The sequence below is a fragment of the Massilia sp. KIM genome (genome assembly GCF_002007115.1).
Classification (GTDB): Bacteria; Pseudomonadota; Gammaproteobacteria; order Burkholderiales; family Burkholderiaceae_D; genus Telluria.
In genome coordinates this window covers 424,235-444,802 of record NZ_MVAD01000001.1, presented here as the reverse complement: position 1 = coordinate 444,802, position 20,568 = coordinate 424,235, and the positions used below count along the sequence as shown (strand labels likewise).

General features: G+C 65.7%; 15 protein-coding genes and 6 tRNA genes. 11 read left to right on the top strand and 10 right to left on the bottom strand.

Going from position 1 to position 20,568, the window contains the following annotated elements; genetic code table 11:
- From B0920_RS02065 to B0920_RS25345, 11 genes are all read left to right on the top strand, one after another.
- Nucleotides 1-399: a gp436 family protein gene (locus B0920_RS02065; RefSeq protein ID WP_078030932.1), complete on the top strand. Its 399-nt coding sequence runs from the start codon at nt 1-3 to the stop codon at nt 397-399.
- Nucleotides 396-818: a hypothetical protein gene (locus tag B0920_RS02060; protein ID WP_078030931.1), complete on the top strand. Its 423-nt coding sequence runs from the start codon at nt 396-398 to the stop codon at nt 816-818. The genes B0920_RS02065 and B0920_RS02060 overlap by 4 nt, the downstream gene beginning before the upstream one ends.
- Nucleotides 815-1,066 carry a hypothetical protein gene (locus B0920_RS02055; protein ID WP_078030930.1) on the top strand — a complete coding sequence of 84 codons (252 nt, stop codon included), beginning with the start codon at nt 815-817 and terminating at the stop codon, nt 1,064-1,066. The genes B0920_RS02060 and B0920_RS02055 overlap by 4 nt, the downstream gene beginning before the upstream one ends.
- Nucleotides 1,059-2,006: a phage tail tube protein gene (locus tag B0920_RS02050; RefSeq protein ID WP_143745608.1), complete on the top strand. Its 948-nt coding sequence runs from the start codon at nt 1,059-1,061 to the stop codon at nt 2,004-2,006. The genes B0920_RS02055 and B0920_RS02050 overlap by 8 nt, the downstream gene beginning before the upstream one ends.
- A 67-nt stretch (nt 2,007-2,073) precedes the next feature.
- The gene (locus tag B0920_RS25855; RefSeq protein WP_179119061.1) at nt 2,074-2,439 is read left to right on the top strand and encodes a hypothetical protein; all 366 of its coding nucleotides are present in this window, start codon (nt 2,074-2,076) and stop codon (nt 2,437-2,439) included.
- A gap of 77 nt (nt 2,440-2,516) precedes the next feature.
- Complete coding sequence (locus tag B0920_RS25850; RefSeq protein WP_179119060.1) at nt 2,517-2,897, top strand: DUF1799 domain-containing protein; 381 nt, start codon at nt 2,517-2,519, stop codon at nt 2,895-2,897.
- A 20-nt stretch (nt 2,898-2,917) separates the two neighbouring features.
- Nucleotides 2,918-8,122 carry a phage tail length tape measure family protein gene (locus B0920_RS02040; RefSeq protein ID WP_078030927.1) on the top strand — a complete coding sequence of 1,735 codons (5,205 nt, stop codon included), beginning with the start codon at nt 2,918-2,920 and terminating at the stop codon, nt 8,120-8,122.
- On the top strand, nt 8,119-9,054 hold the full coding sequence (locus tag B0920_RS02035) for a hypothetical protein (protein ID WP_078030926.1): 936 nt from the start codon (nt 8,119-8,121) through the stop codon (nt 9,052-9,054). The genes B0920_RS02040 and B0920_RS02035 overlap by 4 nt, the downstream gene beginning before the upstream one ends.
- Nucleotides 9,054-10,667, top strand: a complete 1,614-nt coding sequence (locus B0920_RS02030) for a WD40 repeat domain-containing protein (protein ID WP_078030925.1) — start codon at nt 9,054-9,056, stop codon at nt 10,665-10,667. Before B0920_RS02035 ends, B0920_RS02030 begins: the two co-directional genes overlap by 1 nt.
- Before the next feature lie 8 nt (nt 10,668-10,675).
- Nucleotides 10,676-11,209 (top strand): DUF4376 domain-containing protein, encoded by a 534-nt coding sequence (locus B0920_RS02025; protein ID WP_078030924.1) that lies wholly within the window; start codon nt 10,676-10,678, stop codon nt 11,207-11,209.
- 4 nt (nt 11,210-11,213) lie between these two features.
- Entirely contained in the window at nt 11,214-11,726 is a 513-nt protein-coding gene (locus B0920_RS25345; RefSeq protein WP_143745605.1) for a hypothetical protein, read from the top strand.
- Here B0920_RS25345 and B0920_RS25340 read toward each other — a convergent pair.
- The 10 genes from B0920_RS25340 to B0920_RS01975 all read right to left on the bottom strand — a co-directional run bounded on the left by B0920_RS25340 (nt 11,716) and on the right by B0920_RS01975 (nt 20,548).
- Nucleotides 11,716-12,483 carry a hypothetical protein gene (locus B0920_RS25340; RefSeq protein WP_143745604.1) on the bottom strand — a complete coding sequence of 256 codons (768 nt, stop codon included), beginning with the start codon at nt 12,481-12,483 and terminating at the stop codon, nt 11,716-11,718. The two genes, B0920_RS25345 and B0920_RS25340, sit on opposite strands and share 11 nt — an antisense overlap.
- 626 nt (nt 12,484-13,109) lie before the next feature.
- A tRNA-Glu gene (locus tag B0920_RS02015) sits at nt 13,110-13,185 on the bottom strand.
- A 159-nt stretch (nt 13,186-13,344) separates the two neighbouring features.
- Nucleotides 13,345-13,420 (bottom strand) — tRNA-Glu (locus B0920_RS02010).
- A 59-nt stretch (nt 13,421-13,479) separates the two neighbouring features.
- Nucleotides 13,480-13,555 (bottom strand) — tRNA-Glu (locus tag B0920_RS02005).
- Between the two features lie 28 nt (nt 13,556-13,583).
- Nucleotides 13,584-13,659, bottom strand: a tRNA-Ala gene (locus tag B0920_RS02000).
- Between the two features lie 98 nt (nt 13,660-13,757).
- Nucleotides 13,758-13,833, bottom strand: a tRNA-Glu gene (locus B0920_RS01995).
- Nucleotides 13,834-13,861: 28 nt separating this feature from the next.
- A tRNA-Ala gene (locus B0920_RS01990) sits at nt 13,862-13,937 on the bottom strand.
- Between the two features lie 63 nt (nt 13,938-14,000).
- Nucleotides 14,001-15,392: a glutamate--tRNA ligase gene (gltX, locus tag B0920_RS01985; RefSeq protein WP_078030922.1), complete on the bottom strand. Its 1,392-nt coding sequence runs from the start codon at nt 15,390-15,392 to the stop codon at nt 14,001-14,003.
- Between the two features lie 28 nt (nt 15,393-15,420).
- Nucleotides 15,421-19,113: an AMP-binding protein gene (locus B0920_RS01980; RefSeq protein WP_078030921.1), complete on the bottom strand. Its 3,693-nt coding sequence runs from the start codon at nt 19,111-19,113 to the stop codon at nt 15,421-15,423.
- Nucleotides 19,106-20,548: an aminotransferase class I/II-fold pyridoxal phosphate-dependent enzyme gene (locus tag B0920_RS01975; RefSeq protein ID WP_078030920.1), complete on the bottom strand. Its 1,443-nt coding sequence runs from the start codon at nt 20,546-20,548 to the stop codon at nt 19,106-19,108. The genes B0920_RS01980 and B0920_RS01975 overlap by 8 nt, the downstream gene beginning before the upstream one ends.
- Nucleotides 20,549-20,568 lie beyond the last annotated feature (20 nt).

Genomic DNA, 20,568 nt, shown 5'->3' with positions numbered 1-20,568 from the left:
ATGCCCTACGTCGATCAAGCGGCCTTGGAGCGCCGCTACGGCATCGAAGAGGTGGCGCAGCGCCTGTCCATGCTGCCGGCCGGTGGCCTGGGCGACATCGTGCGCGACGCGACCTCTATGATCGACGGCTACCTGGCCAGCAAGTACGCCTTGCCGCTGGCCCAGGTGCCGGAGGCGCTCGTGGGTTACGCCTGCGCGATCGCTCGGTACAAGCTCCTGGGCGACGCGGTGACCGAAAACGCACGCGCGCAGTACGTCGACGCGGTGAGCTGGCTTCGCGATGTGGCGGCCGGCCGGGTCGTCCTGCAGCAGGTGGCGCCGGTGCCTGGCAACTCGCCTGACACCGTCGTCATGCTGGCGCCGACTGAGCGGCTTTTCGGACGGAGCGGCCGCCCATGATCAACCAGCTGATCGAGCGCATCGACACCATGGTGCCGCAACTTCGCCTGGTGGGCGGCGCGATCGACTTCCAGGCTGCGGTCGAGAACAACCCCAAGGCGACGCCGGCCTGCTTCGTGATACCGATGCGGGAGCAACCAGGTCCGAGCATCGCATCGGACGTGATGCAGCAGAAGGTGACCGCGTCGATCGGCGTCGTCCTCGTCGTGCGTCACCTGGGTGACACCACCGGCGCCGGCGCCGGCAACGACCTCGAGGTGCTGCGTCGCCAGGTGCGCGAGCAGATCTACGGTTGGACGCCGGATCCGGCGATCGCGCCCCTTGAGCGCGGCGCAGGCCAGCTGCTGGCCTTTCGCGATGGCCACGCCTGGTGGCAGGACCTTTTCACCACTTCCTACTACGACAGGAGCGTTCTGTGAACGACAACGACAAGACCGAGGTCAACGAGCCGGCGCCGATCGCCGTCCAAGACCTCATCCACTGCCCTGACTGGGGCAAGGGTGGCGAGTATGTCTACGACCCAGCCACCAAGACCCGCACCCGCGTCGAAGCCCCTGCAGGCGACGATGCGACCCTGGCCGCCACCGTCGAGCCGGCCAGCGAAGCCGCGCCGGCCACCGTCGAGGCGAGCGAGACCACCACCCGGAAGGAACGCACCCGTGCCTAACCTGCTCACGCAACCACGCCTGTGGAAAAACAAAGTCCTGCTCATGAAGCTGGAGACCGCATACGGCGTTGACAACACCCCCGATGGCGCCACGAACTGGATCGAGGCGCGCAACGTCAACTTGACCCCGATGGAGATGACTCGCAAGGAACGCGACATCATCCTGCCCTACATGGGTAATGCCGGCAGCGTCGTGACCGGCATCTGGGCCAAGCTGTCGTTCGACGTCGCCCTGGTCGGCTCGGGAACTGCCGGCACCGCGCCGAAGTTCTCCGCGCCTCTTCTGGGATGCGGCATGGCGCAAACCGTGGTGGCCACCACTTCGGTCGCCTATAACCTGGTGAGCCAGAACCACTCCAGCGTGGTGGGCTACATGTACATCGATGGCGTGCTGCACAAGCTCACCGGCATGCGCGGCAACTGCAAAGGGACCATGGCCCAGCAGGACACGCCGAGGCTGACCTTCGAGTTCGACGCGCTGTACGTGACCCCGGTCGTCGGCCCGCTGCCGGCCGTCACGCGTACCGGCTGGCAGACCGAAGAAGGCGTTAACGCCAAGAACACTCAGGCCGCTTCCGTCAACGGCGTCGACCTGTCCTGGTCGGCCTTCGACTTCGACCTCGGCAACAAGATCAGCCGGCTGAACCTGCCGGGGCCGCACCTGGCCATCGAGATCACAGACCGTATGCCGAACTCGTCACTCACTGTGCTGGCGCCGCCGCTGGCCGCGTTCAACCCGTTCGCGCTGGCCGAGAGCAACCAGGTCGTGCCGGTGAGCGTGGCCCACGGTAGCACCGCCGGCAAAAAAGCGCGGTACGACCTGCAGGCGCGCGTAGCCGACGTCTCCTACACCGAGGTCGAGGGCATTGCAGCCTATAGCCTGAAGCTCGAACCGACCCCGGTCGCCGGCAACGACGAGGTCGCACTGACGCTGCTGTAAGCCTCGCGTCCCGTAACCGATCCGCCCCGCAAGGGGCCAATTAAACCGCAACACTTCGAGGTATCCCATGTTCCAAATCAGCGCAGTCAATCAGACCTACTTTACCCCGATCAAGGTTCTGGTGCCCAATGGTGACGGCACCGGCACCGAATACAAGTTCAAGGCGCAATTTAAGCGCCTGCCCCAGGAGGAGCTGGACGACCTGTACCGCCGCCTGAACCCCGAAAAGCTCAACGAAGGTGAAGAGCCGCTGACCGATGACGAGGTGCTGGACCGGGTGATGGTCGGCTGGGCCGATGTGCTGGACAAGGACGGCGAGCCCCTGGAGTTCAACGAGCAAAACCTCGCCATCGTCAAGAACATCAGCCCGACCCGCGCCGTCCTGGTGGTCTCGTTCTTCGACTCGATGAAGACGGCCAAACGAAAAAACTAGAAGGCGCCGCAGAGCTGTGGGGCCGGTGGATCGGCGGCGCCACCCCCAAGGTCTCTCGCCGCGCCATCCCCGCCGAGGTGGCCGAGGAGCTAGCGCTTCTCGGCATCGAAGACGAAATCGCGGACGCGCCTCGAGAGGCCGACATCGACGAAGACGTCTACGTGATCTGGGCCGACAACTTGCCGATCTGGCAAATGTTCCGCCGGCTGCAGAACAAGTGGAACTTCGTCGCCATGCCGGACAACGAGCTGATCATGACCGGCATCCCTTACCCCAACATCGAAGGCATGCTGCGCACCTCCCAGGGAGTCAAGAAGAAGGACTGGCCGGGGATCATCGCCGACATCGAGGCGATGGAAGACGCAGCACTGACCGGTTTCAACGAAGCGGTCGTCGCGCGACGCAAGGAAAAGCAGCGCGAGCGCGAACGACAAGCTGCCGCCGCGCGGCGCCAATAAGCTAAGGAACTGTAAATCGCATGAGCAACCAGGTCGAGTATGGCATCCGTATCAACGTCAACGGCAATCGGGCGGCGGCGGATGCGATCAACCAGGTTAGCCAGGCCAATGAGCGCCTGACCGGCGCCGCCAATCGGGTCGCCGATGCGCTCCAGGGCGCCCAGCAGAGCCAGGCCGCCAACACCTCAGCAATGGACGACGCAGCCTCGGCTAGCCGTACGGCGGCCGGCGCGATCGGGCAACTGGCCGAGGTCGAGCAGCGGCTCAGCCAGGCGGCGCGTGAGGCCGCACAGGCGCAGAGCCAGCAAACCGGCAGTTCCGCCGGCCTACAGGCGGCCCAGGAGCGCCTGACCAGCACGATCGGTGGCCAGCGCGCAGCCCTCGACCAGGTCAGCCAGGCGCAGGCTCGCCAGCGGCGCGAGGTGAGCGGCCTGCAGGGCGCCCAGACTACTCTGGGCAGTACGCTGGCCGCCCAAGGTTCCCAACTGGCGGGCATCGCCGGCGGCCATCAGGCCGTGCAGCAGTCCCTGCGTGGTACCAACCAGGCGACCCAGCAACTCGGCATGAGCCAGGCCCAGCTCAACAACGCGATGCGCCAGGTGCCTGCCCAGCTGACAGACATTGTCACCTCGCTGCAGGGTGGCCAGTCGCCCCTCACCGTGTTCCTGCAGCAGGGTGGCCAGCTGCGTGACAGTTTCGGCAGCGCCGGCGCCGCAGCGCGGGCGTTAGGTGAGACGATCCGGGGACTCTACCGCCCCTGGATGCTCGCCGCCGCCGCTGCGGCCGCTTTGACACTGGCGTACCATGCCGGGGAAGCGGAGGCCCAGGGCTACGCTCGGGCACTCGCCCTGACCAACAACGTCGCCGGCGCGACGGTGTCGCAGATGGCAGACGTCGCCGACCAGATCGGCAAGGTGGCAGGCTCGCAGCGCGAGGCTGCTATGGCCATCACCGAGCTGGCCGCGACCGCCCAGGTCTCGATGGCAAACCTGCGCGAGTTCGGCACCGTTGCCGTCGAGGCCCAGCGTGTCCTCGGGCGTAGCGTCGCCGATACGGCCGAGGAGTTCGCCAGCCTTGGCAAGTCCCCGCTGTCCGCCCTGGACAAGATCGACGAGAAGTACCATTTCATCACTGCCTCGACGTACGAGCAGGTCAAGGCGCTGCAGGACCAGGGGCGCATGACCGAAGCCGCCCAGGTTGCGCAAGAGGCGTACGCCAAGGGTGTTCTCGAGCAGCGGCAGAAGGTTCTGGACAGTTTGACCGACTGGGAGCGTGGCTGGCTGCGAATCAAGAAGGCGGCCTCGGGCGCCGTCGACGCGGCGATCGACTTCGCCATGGGGCGAGAGGAAGGCAACCAGCAGAAGATCGGTACGCTTCTCGAGGAGCGCGGCCGGCTTGAGGAGCGTATGGCGCGGGCGCGCCGTCAAAACCTGTCGCGGGAGATCGACTCCGTGCAGGCCATGCTCGACCTGAACCAGCGTCAGATCGATGGCGTGCGCGCACGCGCTCAAGCGGAAAGTGATGCTGCGGCGAAGCGCAAGCAGGAGGCGGAACGGGACGCCGCCAGGAAAAAATGGTCGGCCGACGAGGACAAATACCTCACCAAGGCCCAGCAGCGCGATCGCGCGCTGACCAAAACCCAGAACGAGGGTGACGCGGCCGGGATTCCTCAGGAACAGATCAACCAGCGCCTGGCCGCGATCCGCAAGCAGTACGCTGAGACAAACAACCTGGGCATCCAGGCGGTCGAGGCGCAGCGCGCCCTCGAGAAGGAGCAGACCGCGCAAAGCCTGGCCGAACTGGAGAGCCGCCACAAGCGGCAGCTCGTCACCGAGGCCCAGTTCATCACCCAGAAACGCGACCTGCAGCTCCAGGATCTGCAACGCGAGATCGAGAGTGTCAATAAGCGTGGAAAGATTGCCGGCGGCTCTGGCGACGTCCAGGAGCGCGCGAAGTATCTCGCCCAGGTCAAGGTGCTGGAAGAGGAGCGTCGCGCGATCATCCAGTCGGCCGACAACCAGCTGGCCGAGTCGGCCTACGCCACCGCGCAAGCGCTGAAAGAGCAGGCGAACGCCTGGGCAAGCAACAGCGCCGCCGAGCGCGCCGCGCTGCAGGACGAAGTTAGCCTGATGGGCGTGAGCGGTGAAGCGCGCCGCATCGCCAATGAGCAGCTCAAGGTCGACGTCGAGCTGCGTCAGTTCCTGGCCAACCTGCAGAAGCAAGGAAAGACCCTCAGCGCGGCTGAGGTTGAGGGCATCAAGCGTCAGGCCGAGGCCAGGAAGGCGGACATCGCCGCGATCATGGGCCAGCGGCAGGCGCTCGCTGCGGCCGAGGAACTGCGCCAGCAGAACAGGCGCTTCGCCGCGGAGTCGATCGCCGACGAGCGAACTCGTGCTGCTGCGCTGCTCGAGATCGAGGCCAGCGTATGGCGCGAGCGCATTGCACTGGCCCAGGAGGGTACTGAAGCCCAACGCGCGCTCAAGGAGCAGTTTGACATCTGGTACGCCAACCAGGCGGCCAAGCCGCGCCTGGACGCCGAACGCAAGCTGTGGGGTTCGATCGAACAGACAGCGCACGATACCTTCATCAGCATCTTCGACTCGGGCAAGTCCGCCTTCGATCGGCTGCGCGATACCTTGAAGAATGGCCTTCTGGAACTGTTGTACCAGATGACCGTCAAGCAGTGGATTTTCAACATCGGGGCGTCCATCAGCGGTGGCAGCGCGATCGGGAGCGTCGCGCAAGCTGCAGGCGCATCGGGCGGATCCGGGTTGTCGAGCATCGTAGGAATGGTCTCGGCCGCGAAGAATGCCTACTCGGCGATCACCACCGGCTTCGCCGGCCTCGGCGACGCGGTGGCCAGTGGCGTGCAGAGCGTGATGAGTTCGGCCGGCTACTACCCATCGGCCGCGTCGGGCTTATCGACCGCATCCGGCCAGGCGGTCACACCGTTTGCGCAGGCTGCCGGGACAGCCGCGAGCTACCTCGGCGGCGCGGCTGTCGGCGTGTACGGCGGGCGACTGATCTCAGGCGGATACTCCGCCCTAGGCGGCTCCGGAAACACTTCAGTCAACGTCGGCACCGCGATCGGCGCTCTCCTCGGTGGTCCGGTTGGCGCCGCGCTCGGTGGTTTCCTCGGTGGAGCCGTGAACCGCCTGTTCGGGCGCAAGGCCAAGGAGATCACGAGCACCACCATTAACGGGAATTTTGGCGCTGATGGTGGCTTCTCCGGGACGTTGGATTCGGCCTGGGTGAAGAAAGGCGGCCTCTTCCGCAGCACCAAGCGGGGCGTCGACACGCCCGCGATTGATGCCGAAACCGCGAAGCTGTACACCCAAGGCTACGACGCGATCAAAGCCTCCTCGATCGAATTTGCCACGGTGCTGGGCATTAACGCGGACGCGATCAAGACGCGCACGCAGAGCATGTCCATCGCCCTCGGCAAGGATGATGAGGCGAACAAAAAGGCCGTGGCCGACTTTTTCATCGGCGTCGGCAACAACATCGCCGTCGAGCTGCTGCCCTCGCTGAAGGACTTCCAGAAGGAGGGCGAGCTGGCCAGCTCGACCCTACAGCGCCTGGCCGTCGACTACGCGACCATCGATACGGTCCTGACCTCGATCGGGATGAGGTTCGGCTCCGTCGGCGTCGCGTCGCTCGCCGCGCGCGAGCGCCTCCTCGAGCTGTCCGGCGGTGTCGAAGCGTTCGCTCGTAATGCCGGGTTCTTCCAGCAGAACTTCCTGTCGGAAGCCGAACGTAATGCGCCTGTCCTGGCCATGGTCACGGAGAAGATGTCCGAGCTGGGCTACGCCGGCGTCGTCACCCGAGACCAGTTCAAGTCGCTCGTGCTCGGACTCGACCTGACGAACGACAAGGGTGTTAAGACTTACGCTGAGCTGATGAAGATAGCCGAAGCGTTTGCCCAGGTCTATCCAGCGGCGAACGACGCGGCGGCGGCCGTCGACAAGCTCAAGGAAGAGCTGCAGCAGCAGAAGGAACAAGCGTCGCGCCTTCTCGGTGATGTCGACCAGGCCTTCAATGTGCTCCAGGCTGCCGTGGGGCGCGAGAAGGCATTGATTCAGGACCGCATCGCGATTCAGCAGGAATCGATCTCGAAGCATAAGGCTTTGTCCTCAGCGCTGCGAAGCGCGCTGGAGAGCGCGACCGCACCTGGCCAGGCGCTCGAGAGCCGGCAGGAGGCGCAGGCTCAGATCAAAGCGGCGCTTGCGATTGCGAAGGCCGGCGGGCCCCTCCCGGACGCAGATAAGCTGCGTAACGCACTTTCGGTCGTCGGGCAGGACGCCTCGGCCCTCTACGCTACCCAAAAAGACTACCTCAGGGACTATTACCGTACTCAGGGTGACATTGCCGCCCTGGCAGATGCCACCGATGCGACGCTGACGATCGAGGAGCGCTCGCTCAAGGCGCTGGAGGACGAGTCCAAGAAGCTCGATTCGATGTTGCAGGCCGCGCAGCAGCAGATCGACGCGCTCAAGGGCATCGACACCTCAGTGCTATCGGTTGCCCAGGCGCTCACCGCCCTCGGCCAGGCCGTCCAAGGAGCGATGGCGAACCCGGTCGTCAACGCGACCTCCGGCATCGCTGCGGCGTACCAGGCCTCGCTGGGGCGCGCACCGGACGCTGCAGGGCTCAAGTACTGGCAAGAGCAGGCAGAGAGCGGCACCTCGGTCACCGATATCGCAAGTGCGATCGCGAACTCGCCAGAAGCCAAGCTGAAGAAATTGTACAAGAGCACGCTTGGTCGAGAGGCTGACGCTGCCGGCCTGCAGTTTTGGCTCAAGGCGGCCAGCAGCGGAATGTCGTATGCGGACATCGAAAAGGAGCTGGCGAACAGCAGCGAGGGCAAGGCCAAACGTATCCCGGCGTTCGTCAACGGCGGATCGCACGATGGCGGCATTCGGATGGTAGGTGAGGACTCAGTCGAGCTGGAAGCAACCGGTCCGTCGCGCATCCATAGCACGCGCTCGCTGATCGACGCGCTGCGCAATCCTCCAGAGGCGAACGCCGCGCTCGTGGCCGAGGTCACTGCGCTGCGTGGCGAAGTCGCTCGGTTGCGGGAAGCAGCGGAAAGGTCAGCTAACTCCAACGAGCGATCGGAGGGACATGTCGAGCAACTCGCCGGCCAGTTCGACAACGTCACTGAAGGCGGAAACGCATTCAGGGCTGAGGTGATCAACATCGTACAGGTGAAGGAAACTGCATGACGACCACCGCCAGGGTGATGGTGCCGATCAGTGTCACGGCGAATATGCTCAAGGTTGGGACGACCATCCCAGAACCGGATACGGCAAATGGCGAAGTGGCGTGGACCGCTAACACGAACTACGCCGTCAATGACCGCCGCACCTACAAGGGTTCGGTGTGGGGTTGCAAACTGGCTCATACCGGCCGCCCAACCACACCAGACGTCGACGTGACCTACTGGTACCGCGAAGGCCCTACCAACAGGATGGCTCCATTCGACGATTACTCGAATACCAAGGTCATCGGCACCACGTCGCTAACCTATGTGATCGAGCCAGGATTCCTCAACGGCATCAAGATCTACGGCATGGAAGGCTCGAGCTACAGCGTCATCGTGCGCGACGCACCAGGTGGAACTGTCGTCCGCGAATGGTCGGGTGATTTGTACAGCCAGGCTGTTGGCTTCTATGAGCTGCTCTTTTCCAACCTGCTGCCCATCGATCAGCTTTCGTTCGACGACATCCCGCTCGCGCCAAACGCCCAGGTGAGTATCACGATCTCTGCGGCGCCTGGTGCGCGGGTCGCTATCGGCACGATCAAGTTGGGCGACTGGCGACACTTTATCGGAACTGGCCAGATCGGCGGCACCGAGTACGGCGCACAGTCGACCAGGAAGAGCTACACGCTTCGTCAGTACAACGCCGATGGAACCTACAAGATCGTGAGGCGTGCGAGCAGCCGGGAGGTTAGCTGCACCATCGCGCTCCCGGCTGATCAGGCGATGAACGCCGACGCGATTCTCGGTGAAATCATCGATATCGCGGTGCCGTTCGAAGCGGTGAATCTCCCCAATTATGGGTACCTCAACACACTCGGCTTTGTCACCGGGAGCATCCGAGCTGACTCCCACGGCGCAGCCTCACTGAACCTTAAAGTCGAAGGCAATATCTGATGGCAATTACACCTGTTCCACCAACCACTGCTATCCCGCCGTTCCCGGCTTTGTCCGATCGGGCGGACGGCTCCTACAACAACAAGGCGTACCTTTTCGGTACGCACATGGCTACGAAGTTCAACGGCGAGATCGTCGCTGTGGCTGGCAGTGCGTATCTGAACGCGCTCGAGGCGGCAGCGAAAGCGGCCCTTGCGAGCGACTCGGCGGCGGTGGCGGTGGCGGCGGCCGCTTCTACCCAGGACGCCGCTGGCCACGCGGCGAGCGCCCTGACAAGCAAGAATGCTGCGGCGCAAAGCGCGACCGAGGCAGCGCAAAGCGCTACGACCGCGCAGCAGGCAAAACAGGCGGTCAACCAGGCGCTCGCGAGCGTCGCTGGCGGTCCAGTCATCAGCATTAACGGCCGCACCGGGGTGGTGAACATGAAGGAGTTCACGACTGGGGACGTGGTGGTCACCGCGCGCAAGGACTATACAACGCCGGATTGGCTACCGATGGATGGCGGGCTTTACCTCCGGACGAGCTACACCGCGTTGGCGGCGCTGCTGCCAATTCAATACCCGACGAGCAAAATGGTGGACCCGAGCAGCCCACCGAGCTATTCGGTCACCGGCGTCGCCATCAGTCCGGATAGCCTGTATCTTGCGCTTGGATTGCCCACAGCACCGTCGGCCAGTCTGCGACTGTACAAGCGGACCGCGAGCGAGCAGTTCACATCCGGCAGCGTAGTCAGCAACGCGCCGGCGGTGAATGCCGTTGCGTTTAGCCCTGACGGGGCCTACCTTGCGACCGCAAGCTCCGCATCGCCGTACCTCAAGATTCACAAGAAGAGTGGCGATGCCTACAATCAGTTGGCTGACCCGACACAGCCGAGCAATGGGGCGAATGCGGTAGCGTTCAGCCCAAATGCATCCTACCTCGCCGTGGCATTGCACAACCTGGCTGGGCGGCTCGCTCTGTACAGCCGCAGTGGCGACACCTTCACCAAGCTCTCCGACCCTGCCGGCTTGCCGCCATCCGGAATGAATGGTTTGTCCGTGGCATTTAGCCCCGATGGAACTTACCTCGCTGTCGGGACTACGGTGGCGCCTTTCATTTTCATCTATAAGCGCGCCGGCAACGTCTTCACACTGCTCGCAAACCCTGATGTTCTCCCAACGAATAATTTGCGTGGTGTCGCATTCAGCTACGACGGGAACTATCTCGCCCTGGCTGCAGACTCGGGCTTGCTCGTCTACAAGCGCAACGGAGACTCGTTCTCGCGTGTGAATGGGAACCCCGTCACGCCAAGTGGACTGGCGCAACTCTGGAGTGTGGCCTTCAGTCCGAATGGCGAATTCTTGGCTGCTACCTGCAACTCGACAGCTACTGTCGGCGGCCTGCTACTGTATCGGCGCAACGGTGACGCTTTCACGGCCGTTCCAAGCCCGACCCCTGCACTCGGCAATGCCTACAGCGTCGCATTCAGCGCTGACAGTTTGACCTTGGCCGTGGGCATCCAGGCTGCGCCCTACGTGGTTTCCTATCGCGTCGAATACGACACCAATACCTTGTTTAAACTGCCGGTTCAGACAGTCGACGGATCTGGCCTGCTCGGCTACGTCAAGACTTGAGGAAAAAAATGCTCACTATCTACCTCCTTAACGAGCAAGGCATCCTTATCGGCCGCGAAGATCGCGATCCGCTGGAACGTATGCCGGAACGGTTCACCCTAACTGCGCCACCGGACCTGGAGAATGGTCAGTACGCGCATTGGAGTGGGAGTGTCTGGTCCGTCTTGGACGAGGTGCCGGCTCCGAATCTCGACTTGCTCAAAGCAGCGAAGAACGAGGAAATCAATAGCTGGCGCGCAGCCGCCAATCTGTCTACCTTTCCGCATGCCGGCAAATTGATTGCCTGCGACACGCTCTCGCGATCGGACATTGATGGGGTCGCGAATCATATCGCGCTGTTTGGGGCTTTCCCGGATGGCTTCCCCGGTGCCTGGAAAGCAACCGACAATACGTTTATCCCTCTTGCTGACATCCAGGCATTTCGAGCCATGTATGCATCGATGACTACACAGGGAACCCGCAATTTCGTGCGTGCTCAAGAACTGAAGTCGGCCCTTGCTGCGGCCCGAACCGTAGAGCAGATTGCAGCGATCATCTGGTGACAGGATGCGTGCCAATTACACTCACGGTGGTTGGGTAACGGTCCGGCTCACCAGCCGGTGGCCTTACAACCCGCTGAGCCTGGTCGTCGGCGTGCTGTCGGGTTCTCGTCAGTTCAGCCACGCGATAGCCATCATTGGCGAACGGGCCTACGAGGCCTCGATGTCGCACGCTTGTCGAGCAGGCACGCTGGATGAGCTAATGGACGGAGTCGCTCTCTACCGCGACATGGATGTATGGGTACCCGACCTCGGAGGCGCGATTGCCTTCGCCGAAGCTCAGGTCGGAAAGCGCTACGACTGGGCAGGCGCGATCGGAATACCATTTACCTTCTCGGAAGACTGGAACGACGACACAGCCTGGTGGTGCTCCGAATTGGTCTTCGCGATTATTTTAGCTGGAGGGGTGGAATTACTAGACCCAGCTTATATCCGGCGCGTGCGTCCCATTGATTTACACATGATTGCAATTCAGAAAAGCGCTTTAGTACGGGTCAGAGAATTACCGGCTATTCCTTAGCCCAAATCTCAGCGTGGTCTAGCGTGAATCTGTCTTTCGTCAACGTGTAGTTTGAGCATGCGGAAAGTAAGTCGTGATTGCGCTTTGCACATGCAGCCGTCACAGCGCTAGCAGACAAAACATTCGAGGTGCTGCTAGCCGCGTGCGCAAGCCCCGCTATGTAGTCTGCTAGCAGCAGAAGAGGTTCTTCATTCTCCGTCTTTAGCTCTACGGCTTCAAACTGCCGCTGTATTGATCGGCGCTCGTAGAGTAACGGTTTATTCGTATTCGCACGGCGCCATATGTGTTCAAAAACGTCAATATTATCTGCCCCATCTATTTCGCGATCAAAAACTAGGTTTTCTTTAGTTATGATTGTTTGACGTTCGATAAACTGGCCAATTGTTTTAATCGCATTGACGCTTGCAATCGTCGTAGAATGGACGGACATCAAACACTTCACCTGATATGCCGCTCTCGCTACGCTAACTCTACCGTTTAATGCTGAGTAGAGAGACGCCGAGTCAGCCCAGAATTTCTCCCATGCGCCCTCGGTTTTATCAATTGAGTAAACGCCAACTCCAAACGCCTCCTCCCGAACGATAGAGCTGACCAGATCAACTGCCCGGTCATCGGCGTTTTTCCATTTCGGCAGATCCTGCGGCAGTTTCTTCCGAATTGCCCGAAGTCCGAGAGATGGAAGGCATACAGCGGCGGCAGTGATTCGATCGGCGCCGTGCCGAGCCTGGCTGACCCTTCCTGCAATATCCGCGAACATTGTTAGTTTCACAGCAGTTTTGACTTGGTGGATATAGGGCCATTGTACGCGTGCGCTGGGGGGAGAGGCGCCGTTATGGCCACGCTCCGTATGTGACCAGCCCAAAAATCGCAGCAGCCACAGCTATACTGTACACATGTACAGCATCGTCAAAACATTGAGAGTCAGAGGAAGGCGGCGGCCAGATCGTGAAATCGTGTCGCTCCCCGGCTCAGTCGGAAATCTGACCTATGCGCTTGTGGGGGCGTCGTACGAGCTGCAGCTTTCGAGCCGCGACGACTCGACGATGCGACCGTTAATCCCAACGTTGCTCGATGCGCGGCTCATCAGCATGGGTACGAGTCGAATGCTCTTCAAGGGTGTTGAGCGAGGCCAGGACGGCTCCGAATGGGTGCAAGAGTGGTCAATTCATGTCCTCGGCCACGGCAGCGCTTCGCCCCAAGTCTAGGGACAATCAGATCGCAACTGTGGGGCCGAGGCGCATCGGATGCGATGCCAAAAGCGCCGCAAACGAGTGCCAAAAGCGCCGCGACGCTACAGAGAGACAGGAAGGCCTGCGCTCGCCCGTGCGGGCCCTGAAAAAGAAAAACCGGAGCACCACATCGTGGTCTGCTCCGGTTCCTGACTGGCGTCCCCACGGGGATTCGAACCCCGGTACTCACCGTGAAAGGGTGATGTCCTAGGCCTCTAGACGATGGGGACCTAAAACTGTCGTGTTGCAAGCCGTGTATCCACACAGCCTCGGCGCTGTAACCCGGCGTCTTGACGAGGCCCGACCACCAGGCGCGATAAAACCAGCCCACCAATGAGAAAACCGGAGCACCTCTCCGCGCATGCGCGTTGGTCTACTCCGGTTTAAGCTGGCGTCCCCACGGGGATTCGAACCCCGGTACTCACCGTGAAAGGGTGATGTCCTAGGCCTCTAGACGATGGGGACCTAAAACTGCTCTACTACCGACAACCTGCGACGCGTTCTGCGTCGCCTTACCAAATTCTTGGCGTCCCCACGGGGATTCGAACCCCGGTACTCACCGTGAAAGGGTGATGTCCTAGGCCTCTAGACGATGGGGACCCTGGACTGCTAGTGTGTTTTTCCAACGTGGTGGAGGTAAGCGGGATCGAACCGCTGACCTCTTGCATGCCATGCAAGCGCTCTCCCAGCTGAGCTATACCCCCTACGGGAAAAACAACATTCTAACATACTGCTACTGCTTCGACTAGGCCGACATGCTGGGTTGTCGTTGCTTCGTCTCGGTCATATCCTGCCAGTTGCCTGGCGTCCCCACGGGGATTCGAACCCCGGTACTCACCGTGAAAGGGTGATGTCCTAGGCCTCTAGACGATGGGGACCCGGAACGACCGTACTACACTTCAGAGTTGGTGGAGGTAAGCGGGATCGAACCGCTGACCTCTTGCATGCCATGCAAGCGCTCTCCCAGCTGAGCTATACCCCCGCAGCGCTGAAGTGCGAGCATTATAGCGGACGACCTTGCATTACGCAAATAGCCATTTTCATTTCAAAGATATTTGCGTACGCGCGCCACCACCACGTCGCGACCGAACAACTCCAGCACCGCGTCGATGGCCGGGGTCTGGAGCTGGCCGGTGACCAGCAAGCGCAGCGGCATGGCGATCTGCGGCATCTTCAGGCCGTGGGCGGCCAGCACTTCCTTCAGCATGGCGGCCAGGGCGGCCTTGTTCCATTCCACCTCGGCGCAACGCTCGGCGAAGGCATTCAAGGCCGGGCGCACCGCATCGGTCAGGTGCTGGGCCAGCAGGGCCGCGTCCGGCTGCGGCTGGCGATAGAACAGCATGGCGGCGTCGGCCAGTTCGTTGATGGTGTTGGTGCGTTCCTTCATCAGGCCCAGCACCGCCGGCAGCGGCGGCGCGCCCTCGAACACGGCGCCGTCGCGTTCCAGCTTCGGACGCGCCAGCGCGGCCAGGCGCTCGTTGTCGGCCTGCTTGATGTAGTGGTTGTTCAACCACGCCAGCTTTTCCGGATTGAACTGGGCGGCCGAGGCGGTCAGGTGTTCCAGGTTGAACCATTCGGTGAACTGCTGCATCGAGAAGATCTCGTCGTCGCCGTGGCTCCAGCCCAGGCGCGCCAGGTAGTTCAGCATCGCTTCCGGCAGGTAGCCCTGCTCCGGGTATTCCATCACGCTCACCGCGCCGTGGCGCTTGGACAGCTTCTGGCCGTCCGCGCCCAGGATCATCGGCAGGTGGCCGTACTGGGGCAGCTCGGCGCCCAGGGCGCGCAGGATGTTGATCTGGCGCGGGGTGTTGTTCACGTGGTCGTCGCCGCGCAGCACGTGGGTGATCTTCATGTCCCAGTCGTCGACCGCGACGCAGAAGTTATAGGTCGGGGTGCCGTCCGGGCGTGCGATCACCAGGTCGTCCAGCTCCTTGTTGGCGATGGTGATCGGGCCCTTGACCACGTCGACCCAGGTGACTTCGCCCTCGAGCGGATTCTTGAAGCGCACCACCGGCTTGACGCCTTCCGGCACCGGCGGCAGCACCTTGCCCGGTTCCGGGCGCCAGGTGCCGTCGTAGCGCGGCTTTTCGCCGGCGGCGCGCATGCGCTCGCGCATCGCCTCCACTTCCTCCGGCGAGCAGTAGCACAGGTAGGCCGTGCCCTGGGCCAGCATGCCCTGGATCACTTCGCGGTAGCGGTCCATGCGCTTCATCTGGTAGAACGGACCCTCGTCGTGCTCCAGGCCCAGCCATTGCATGCCGTCCAGGATGGCCTGCACGGCCTCCGGCGTCGAGCGCTCGAGGTCGGTGTCCTCGATGCGCAGGATGAAGGTGCCGCCGAAGTGGCGGGCATAGGCCCAGGAGTACAGCGCGGTGCGGGCGCCGCCCAGGTGGAGGTAGCCGGTCGGGCTCGGGGCGAAACGGGTGCGGACGGTCATAGGAGAATAAAGCGATGAGGTAAAAAAGTTATTTTACCCCGTCGCCCTGCGTGCCGGCATCCGCTCGCTGCGCCTCCTCTCCCGATGCAAGCCGAACGGCAGGCCTAACGGCCAGCCGCGCGTCGATATAGGCGGCAAGGGCCGCCACCGTCGGATATTCATAGAGCAGCTCGGCATTGACCTGGAGCCCGGTGCGCTGTTCGAGCTCCAGCGCCACCGGCATCGCCGCCAGCGAATCCAGCCCCGCTTCGGCGAACGAGGTGTCGTCGTCGATGTCCTCCACGCCGCCGTCGCGCAAGCTGTTGAGCAGGCATTCGCGCACCAGCGCGCGCGTGGCCTCTGCCGCCCCCGCGCCCGCGCCATCCCCCATGCCCTCCGCCAGGCCGGTCCCGGAGCCGGTCGCCGCCGCTGCCGCGGCCGGCCGCCCTCCCCCGTCCCAGTCGCGCGCCAGCAGCGGGTCGCGCTGCTGCGCCTCGCCCACCGCCTCCTGTTCCGGCTCGCCGATCGCCAGCGCGTAGGCCGCGATGCGCGCCGCCAGCTCGGCCGAGGCGGGGCGTTCATCTCGCCGCCGCAGCGCGGCCAGCAGCGCATCCAGGCGCCGCCGCGCCCAGGCCGCGGCGGGTCCGCCGGCGCCGGCGGCGGCCGCCGCCAGCATGGTCCAGGCGCACAGTTCGCCCGCCCCGTGGGCCGCGTCCGGCCCCGCCCGGCGCGCCGCCTCGCGCGCGCTGTCGGCCAGCAGCGGCGCCCCCAGTGCCTCGCCGATGAAGCCGCAGCAGATCTCGTGCGCCGCGCCGAGGTGGGCGTACAGCGCCTCGGTCGGGCCTTCGAGGATGCGCAGCACGCGCGCGTCGCGCAGGATCTGGGGCGCCAGGTTCGGCTCCAGATAGCCGCGTCCGCCCAGCATCTGCATCAGGGCGTCCGCCGTCTCCCACAACAGTTCGGAGGCCACGCACTTGCAGGCCATGCAGGCCTCCTGCGGCAGTTCGCCACCTTTGTCGTGCGCGGAGATGGCGCGCACCAGGGCTTCCAGGGCCGCCACCGCGCAGCTCAGCTCATCCAGCCGCGCCAGGGTTTCCGGATTCTCGGCCAGCAGGCCGCCGGCCACCTCGCGCCGCCCGGCGTAGCGCAGCATCAGCTGGGCGCAGCGCTTCATGGCGCCGATGCACAGGGCGCCAATGCCCAGGCGCGCGAAGGCCATGGCGTCGCGCGCCACCTCCATGCCGGCGCCGGGATGGCCCAGCACCTGGGCGTCGGGCACGAACATGTCCTCGAAGCGCAGCGCGTTCTGCACCATCGCACGCATGCCCATGGTGAGCGCCTCCGGCCCCTGGCGCAGGCCGGGCGCGTCCTCCGGCACCAGCAGGGCCACCGTGCCCAGCGCGCCGCCGTCGGCGCCGACCGCGCGCGCCAGCACCGTGATCCAGCCGGCCCAGCTGGCCAGGCCGATCAGGTGCTTCTCGCCGTTCAGGCGCCAGCCGCCCTCCACCCGCTGGGCGCGGGTGCGCATCGCCAGCGGATTGGCCCCGGCGGCCGGTTCGGTCAGGGCGAAGGCCGCCAGCTGGCGTCCCGCCGCCAGGTCTGGCAAGGCATGCGCGCGCAGCGCCTCCGTGCCGTAACGCAGCAGCGGACGCAGGCCCAGGCCGTTGTGCACGCCCACCACGGTGGCCACCGTCAGGTCGAGCGCGGCCAGTTGCTCCATCACGCGCAGCAGGTCGGGCGTGGCCAGGGCCCGGCCGCCGAATGCCTTCGGGACCTGCAGGCCGAGCAGGCCGCGGTTGCCGAAGTCGAGCAGCAGGTGCGGAGCGAGGGAGCGGCGCTCGTCCATCAGGCGCGAGTCGAGGCGGCGCGCCGCGTACTGGCGCAGCCACGCGATCATGACGTCGGCCTGGACGCTGCTGGCGGCCAGCGCCGGCGGGTCGTCGCGCCGGCGCTGCGGGTGCGGCGCGCGCCTGGCTTCGCGGGTGGCGTACACGAGGTCCAGCTCCGCGCGCGCGGCGAGCTGCCGGCAGCGCGAGCGCTGGACCTTGCCGCTGGTGGTGCGCGGGAAGCTCCCGGGGCGCACGAAGGCCAGCAGGCCGAGCGCGATGCCGAAGCGGCGCGCGACCGCGGTGCGGATGCGCTGCCCCAGCGCGTCCAGTTCCGCGACCTTGGCGCCGTCCTGCTGCGCGCGGCGCGCCAGGCGCAGCAGGCGGCGGTCTGCTTCCAGCGCCACCGCCAGGCGCTCGCGCCCGTCTTCTTCCAGGGCGAAGGCGGCGCAGCGGTTCGGCTCCAGGAAGCCTGCGGCCTCCTCGACCACGGCCTCGACGTCCTGCGGATAGATATTGCGGCCGTTGACGATCACCAGGTCCTTGAGCCGTCCGGTGACGTAGACCTCGCCCTCGCGCACGAAGCCCAGGTCGCCGGTGCGCAGCCAGGGCCCGTCGCCGCCCTCCAGGCGCGCCCCGAACACCCGGCCACCCGCCTCCCCGGCCTGCCCGCCGCCGCTCGCGCGATAGCCGCGCGCCACCGAGTCGCCGGCCAGCCACAGTTCGCCGACCCGGCCGGGGCCGGCCGGACGCACGCTGTCGGGGTCGACGGCCAGCACCGTGACGCCCGGCGCCGGCGGTCCGCAGCTCACCAGCTCGCGCGCGTCCGGGTCGCCTTCCGCGCTCTCCCTCACCTGCCCCGCTTCCAGCCGCGCCTTGCTCAGGCTCAGGATGCGCGGCGCGCGCCCGCGCGGCCCGCCGGCCGCCAGCAGGGTGTGCTCGGCCAGGCCGTAGCAGGGAAACAAGGCCTCCTCGCGCAGGCCGCAGGCGGCGAAGGCGGCGCGCACCCGGCGCAGCGTCGATGCGCGCACCGGCTCGGCGCCGTTGTAGGCCACTTCCAGGCGCGACAGGTCGAGCGCCTCGCGCCCCGCCGGCTCGGCCAGGTAGCGGCGCGCGCACAAGTCCCAGGCGAAGTCCGGCCCGCCGGCGCAGGTGGCGCCGTAGCGGCTCATGGCCTCGACCCAGCGCAGCGGATGGCGCAGGAAGGAGGCTGGCGCCATCAGCACCGAGCGAAAGCCCAGCGCGGCCGGCGTCACGATGCTGCCCACCAGGCCCATGTCGTGGAAAGGCGGCAGCCAGCTCACCATCACGCTGTCGCGCCGGAAGCCGAAGGCCTCGCCGATCGCCTCCACGTTGGCCGACAGGGCGGCGTGGGTGACCTCGACGCCGCGCGGGCGGCTGGTCGAGCCCGAGGTGTACTGGATGAAGGCGAGCGGCGTGCGCGGCGGGCGCGGCGCGCGCATCGTCCCCTGGCCGGCGTCGAAGGCGTCGGTGAAGACCAGGCCGGCCGCATGCCCGCGCAACTGGGGCTCGACCAGCGGCGCGGCGTCGCGGGTGCTCAGCACCAGGGTCGGGGCCGCGTCCTCCAGCAGGCGCAGCAGGCCCTGGCCATCCCCATGCTTGCGCGGCAGCGGAGCCGGCACCGCCACCAGCCCCGCGCGCAGGCAGGCGAAAAATGCCACCACGAAGGGCAGCCCGGGCGGATATTGCAGCAGGACGCGTTCGCCGCTGGCGGCCAAGGTCGCCAGCGCCCCGGCCAGCGCGTCCACGCGCGCCGCCAGTTCGCCGAACAGGATCGATTCCTCGCGCCCGTCCTCGCGCACGAAGCTGAAGGCGATGCGCGCCGGCGCCTCCTGCGCGTGGCGTTGCAGCCGTTCCAGCACCGGGCTGGCGCGGTAGGGTTCGCGCTCAGCCACGGCAGGCCTCCGTCGCTGCCGCTCCCGAGGCCGGCATGCCGGAGACCGGTGCGCCCGCTGCCGGCATGCCCGCCGCCGGCAAGCCCGCAGCCGGTATGCCGCCGGCCGGCACACCCGCGCGCGCGGCTGCTGCCGCCACCAGCGGCGCCGCGCGCCGGATCTGGGCCGGGGTATGGTTCGCCATCAGTTGCAGGCGCAGGCGCGCCGCGCCCAGCGGCACGCCCGGGTACTCGACCGGGTTGACGAACACCGCGTCGCGCGCCAGCAGCATGCCGGCCACGCGGGCGTTTGCTTCCTGCCCCATCCACACCGGCACGATCGGCGAGGGTTCGCCCAGGCAACGCAGCCCGGCGTCGCGCAGCAGGGCGCGCAGCTCGACGGCATTCCTCATCAGGTCGGCGCGCAGGCCGTCGCCTTCGCCGGAGGTGACGATGCGCAGGCTCTCCAGCACCACCGCCGCCTGCACCGGCGAGAGCGCGTTGGAAAACATGTGCGGCCCCGCGTACATCTGCAACTGGCGCCGCGCCGAGCGCTCGGCGCAGGCCACGAAGCCGCCGTTGGCGGCGAAGGTCTTGGAGAAGGCCCCCATCACGATGTCGATCCGGCCCTGCATGCGCTGGGCCCCGATCGCGCCCAGCCCGCCCGGCCCGGTGGCGCCCAGGTCGTGGGCCACGTCCACCAGCAGGGTGGCGCCGTATTCGCGGCACAGGTGCTGCAGCAGCGGCAGGTCGGGGCTGTCGGCGTCCATGCTGAACAGGCCTTCGGTCACCACCAGGATGGCGTTGGCGCTGTCGCGCGCGCGGATCCCGGCCAGCAGCTCGCGCACGTGGTCGCAGTCCAGGTGGCGGTGCACCAGCACGTTGCGGGTGGCCGCCGCCGCGCCCTGGCGCAGCGACGCGTGGGCCAGCTGGTCGATCACCACGTGGTCGGCGCCGTGCACCAGGGCGGTGATGGCGCCGAAGGCGGCCGCCCAGCCGGTCGGGAACAGCACCACCTGCGACAGGCCGAGCAGCTCGCCCAGGGCCTGCTCCACGCGCAGCGAGTAGCGCGTGTTCCCCAACAGGACAGCCGAGCCGGCGCTGTGCGGACCGGCTTCGCCCAGGGCGCGCAGCGCGGCCTCGGCCACCGCCGGATGGGCCGCCAGAGACAGGTAGTCCTGGGATGCGAAGTTGATCCCGCGTACCAGGGTGGCCCCGTCCGCGCCGCCGACGCCGACGTTGGCGAGCGGCTCGGGCGGCCCTTCCAGCACCCGCGCATAGGGCCAGACCCCGTGGCGCGCGCGCAGGCCGCACCAGGCCTCGAGGGGCGCGCTGCGGCGCAGCAGGTCGGGCCCGCGCGGCTGCGCGAACTGGGCCACGTTGCCGTCCAGGGCGCCGGATGCGGCCAGCAGCGCCAGGTCCTGGGCGGGATCGAAGGGAACGGATTCGTTGTGCACGGCTTCCTCCAGTGAGCTAG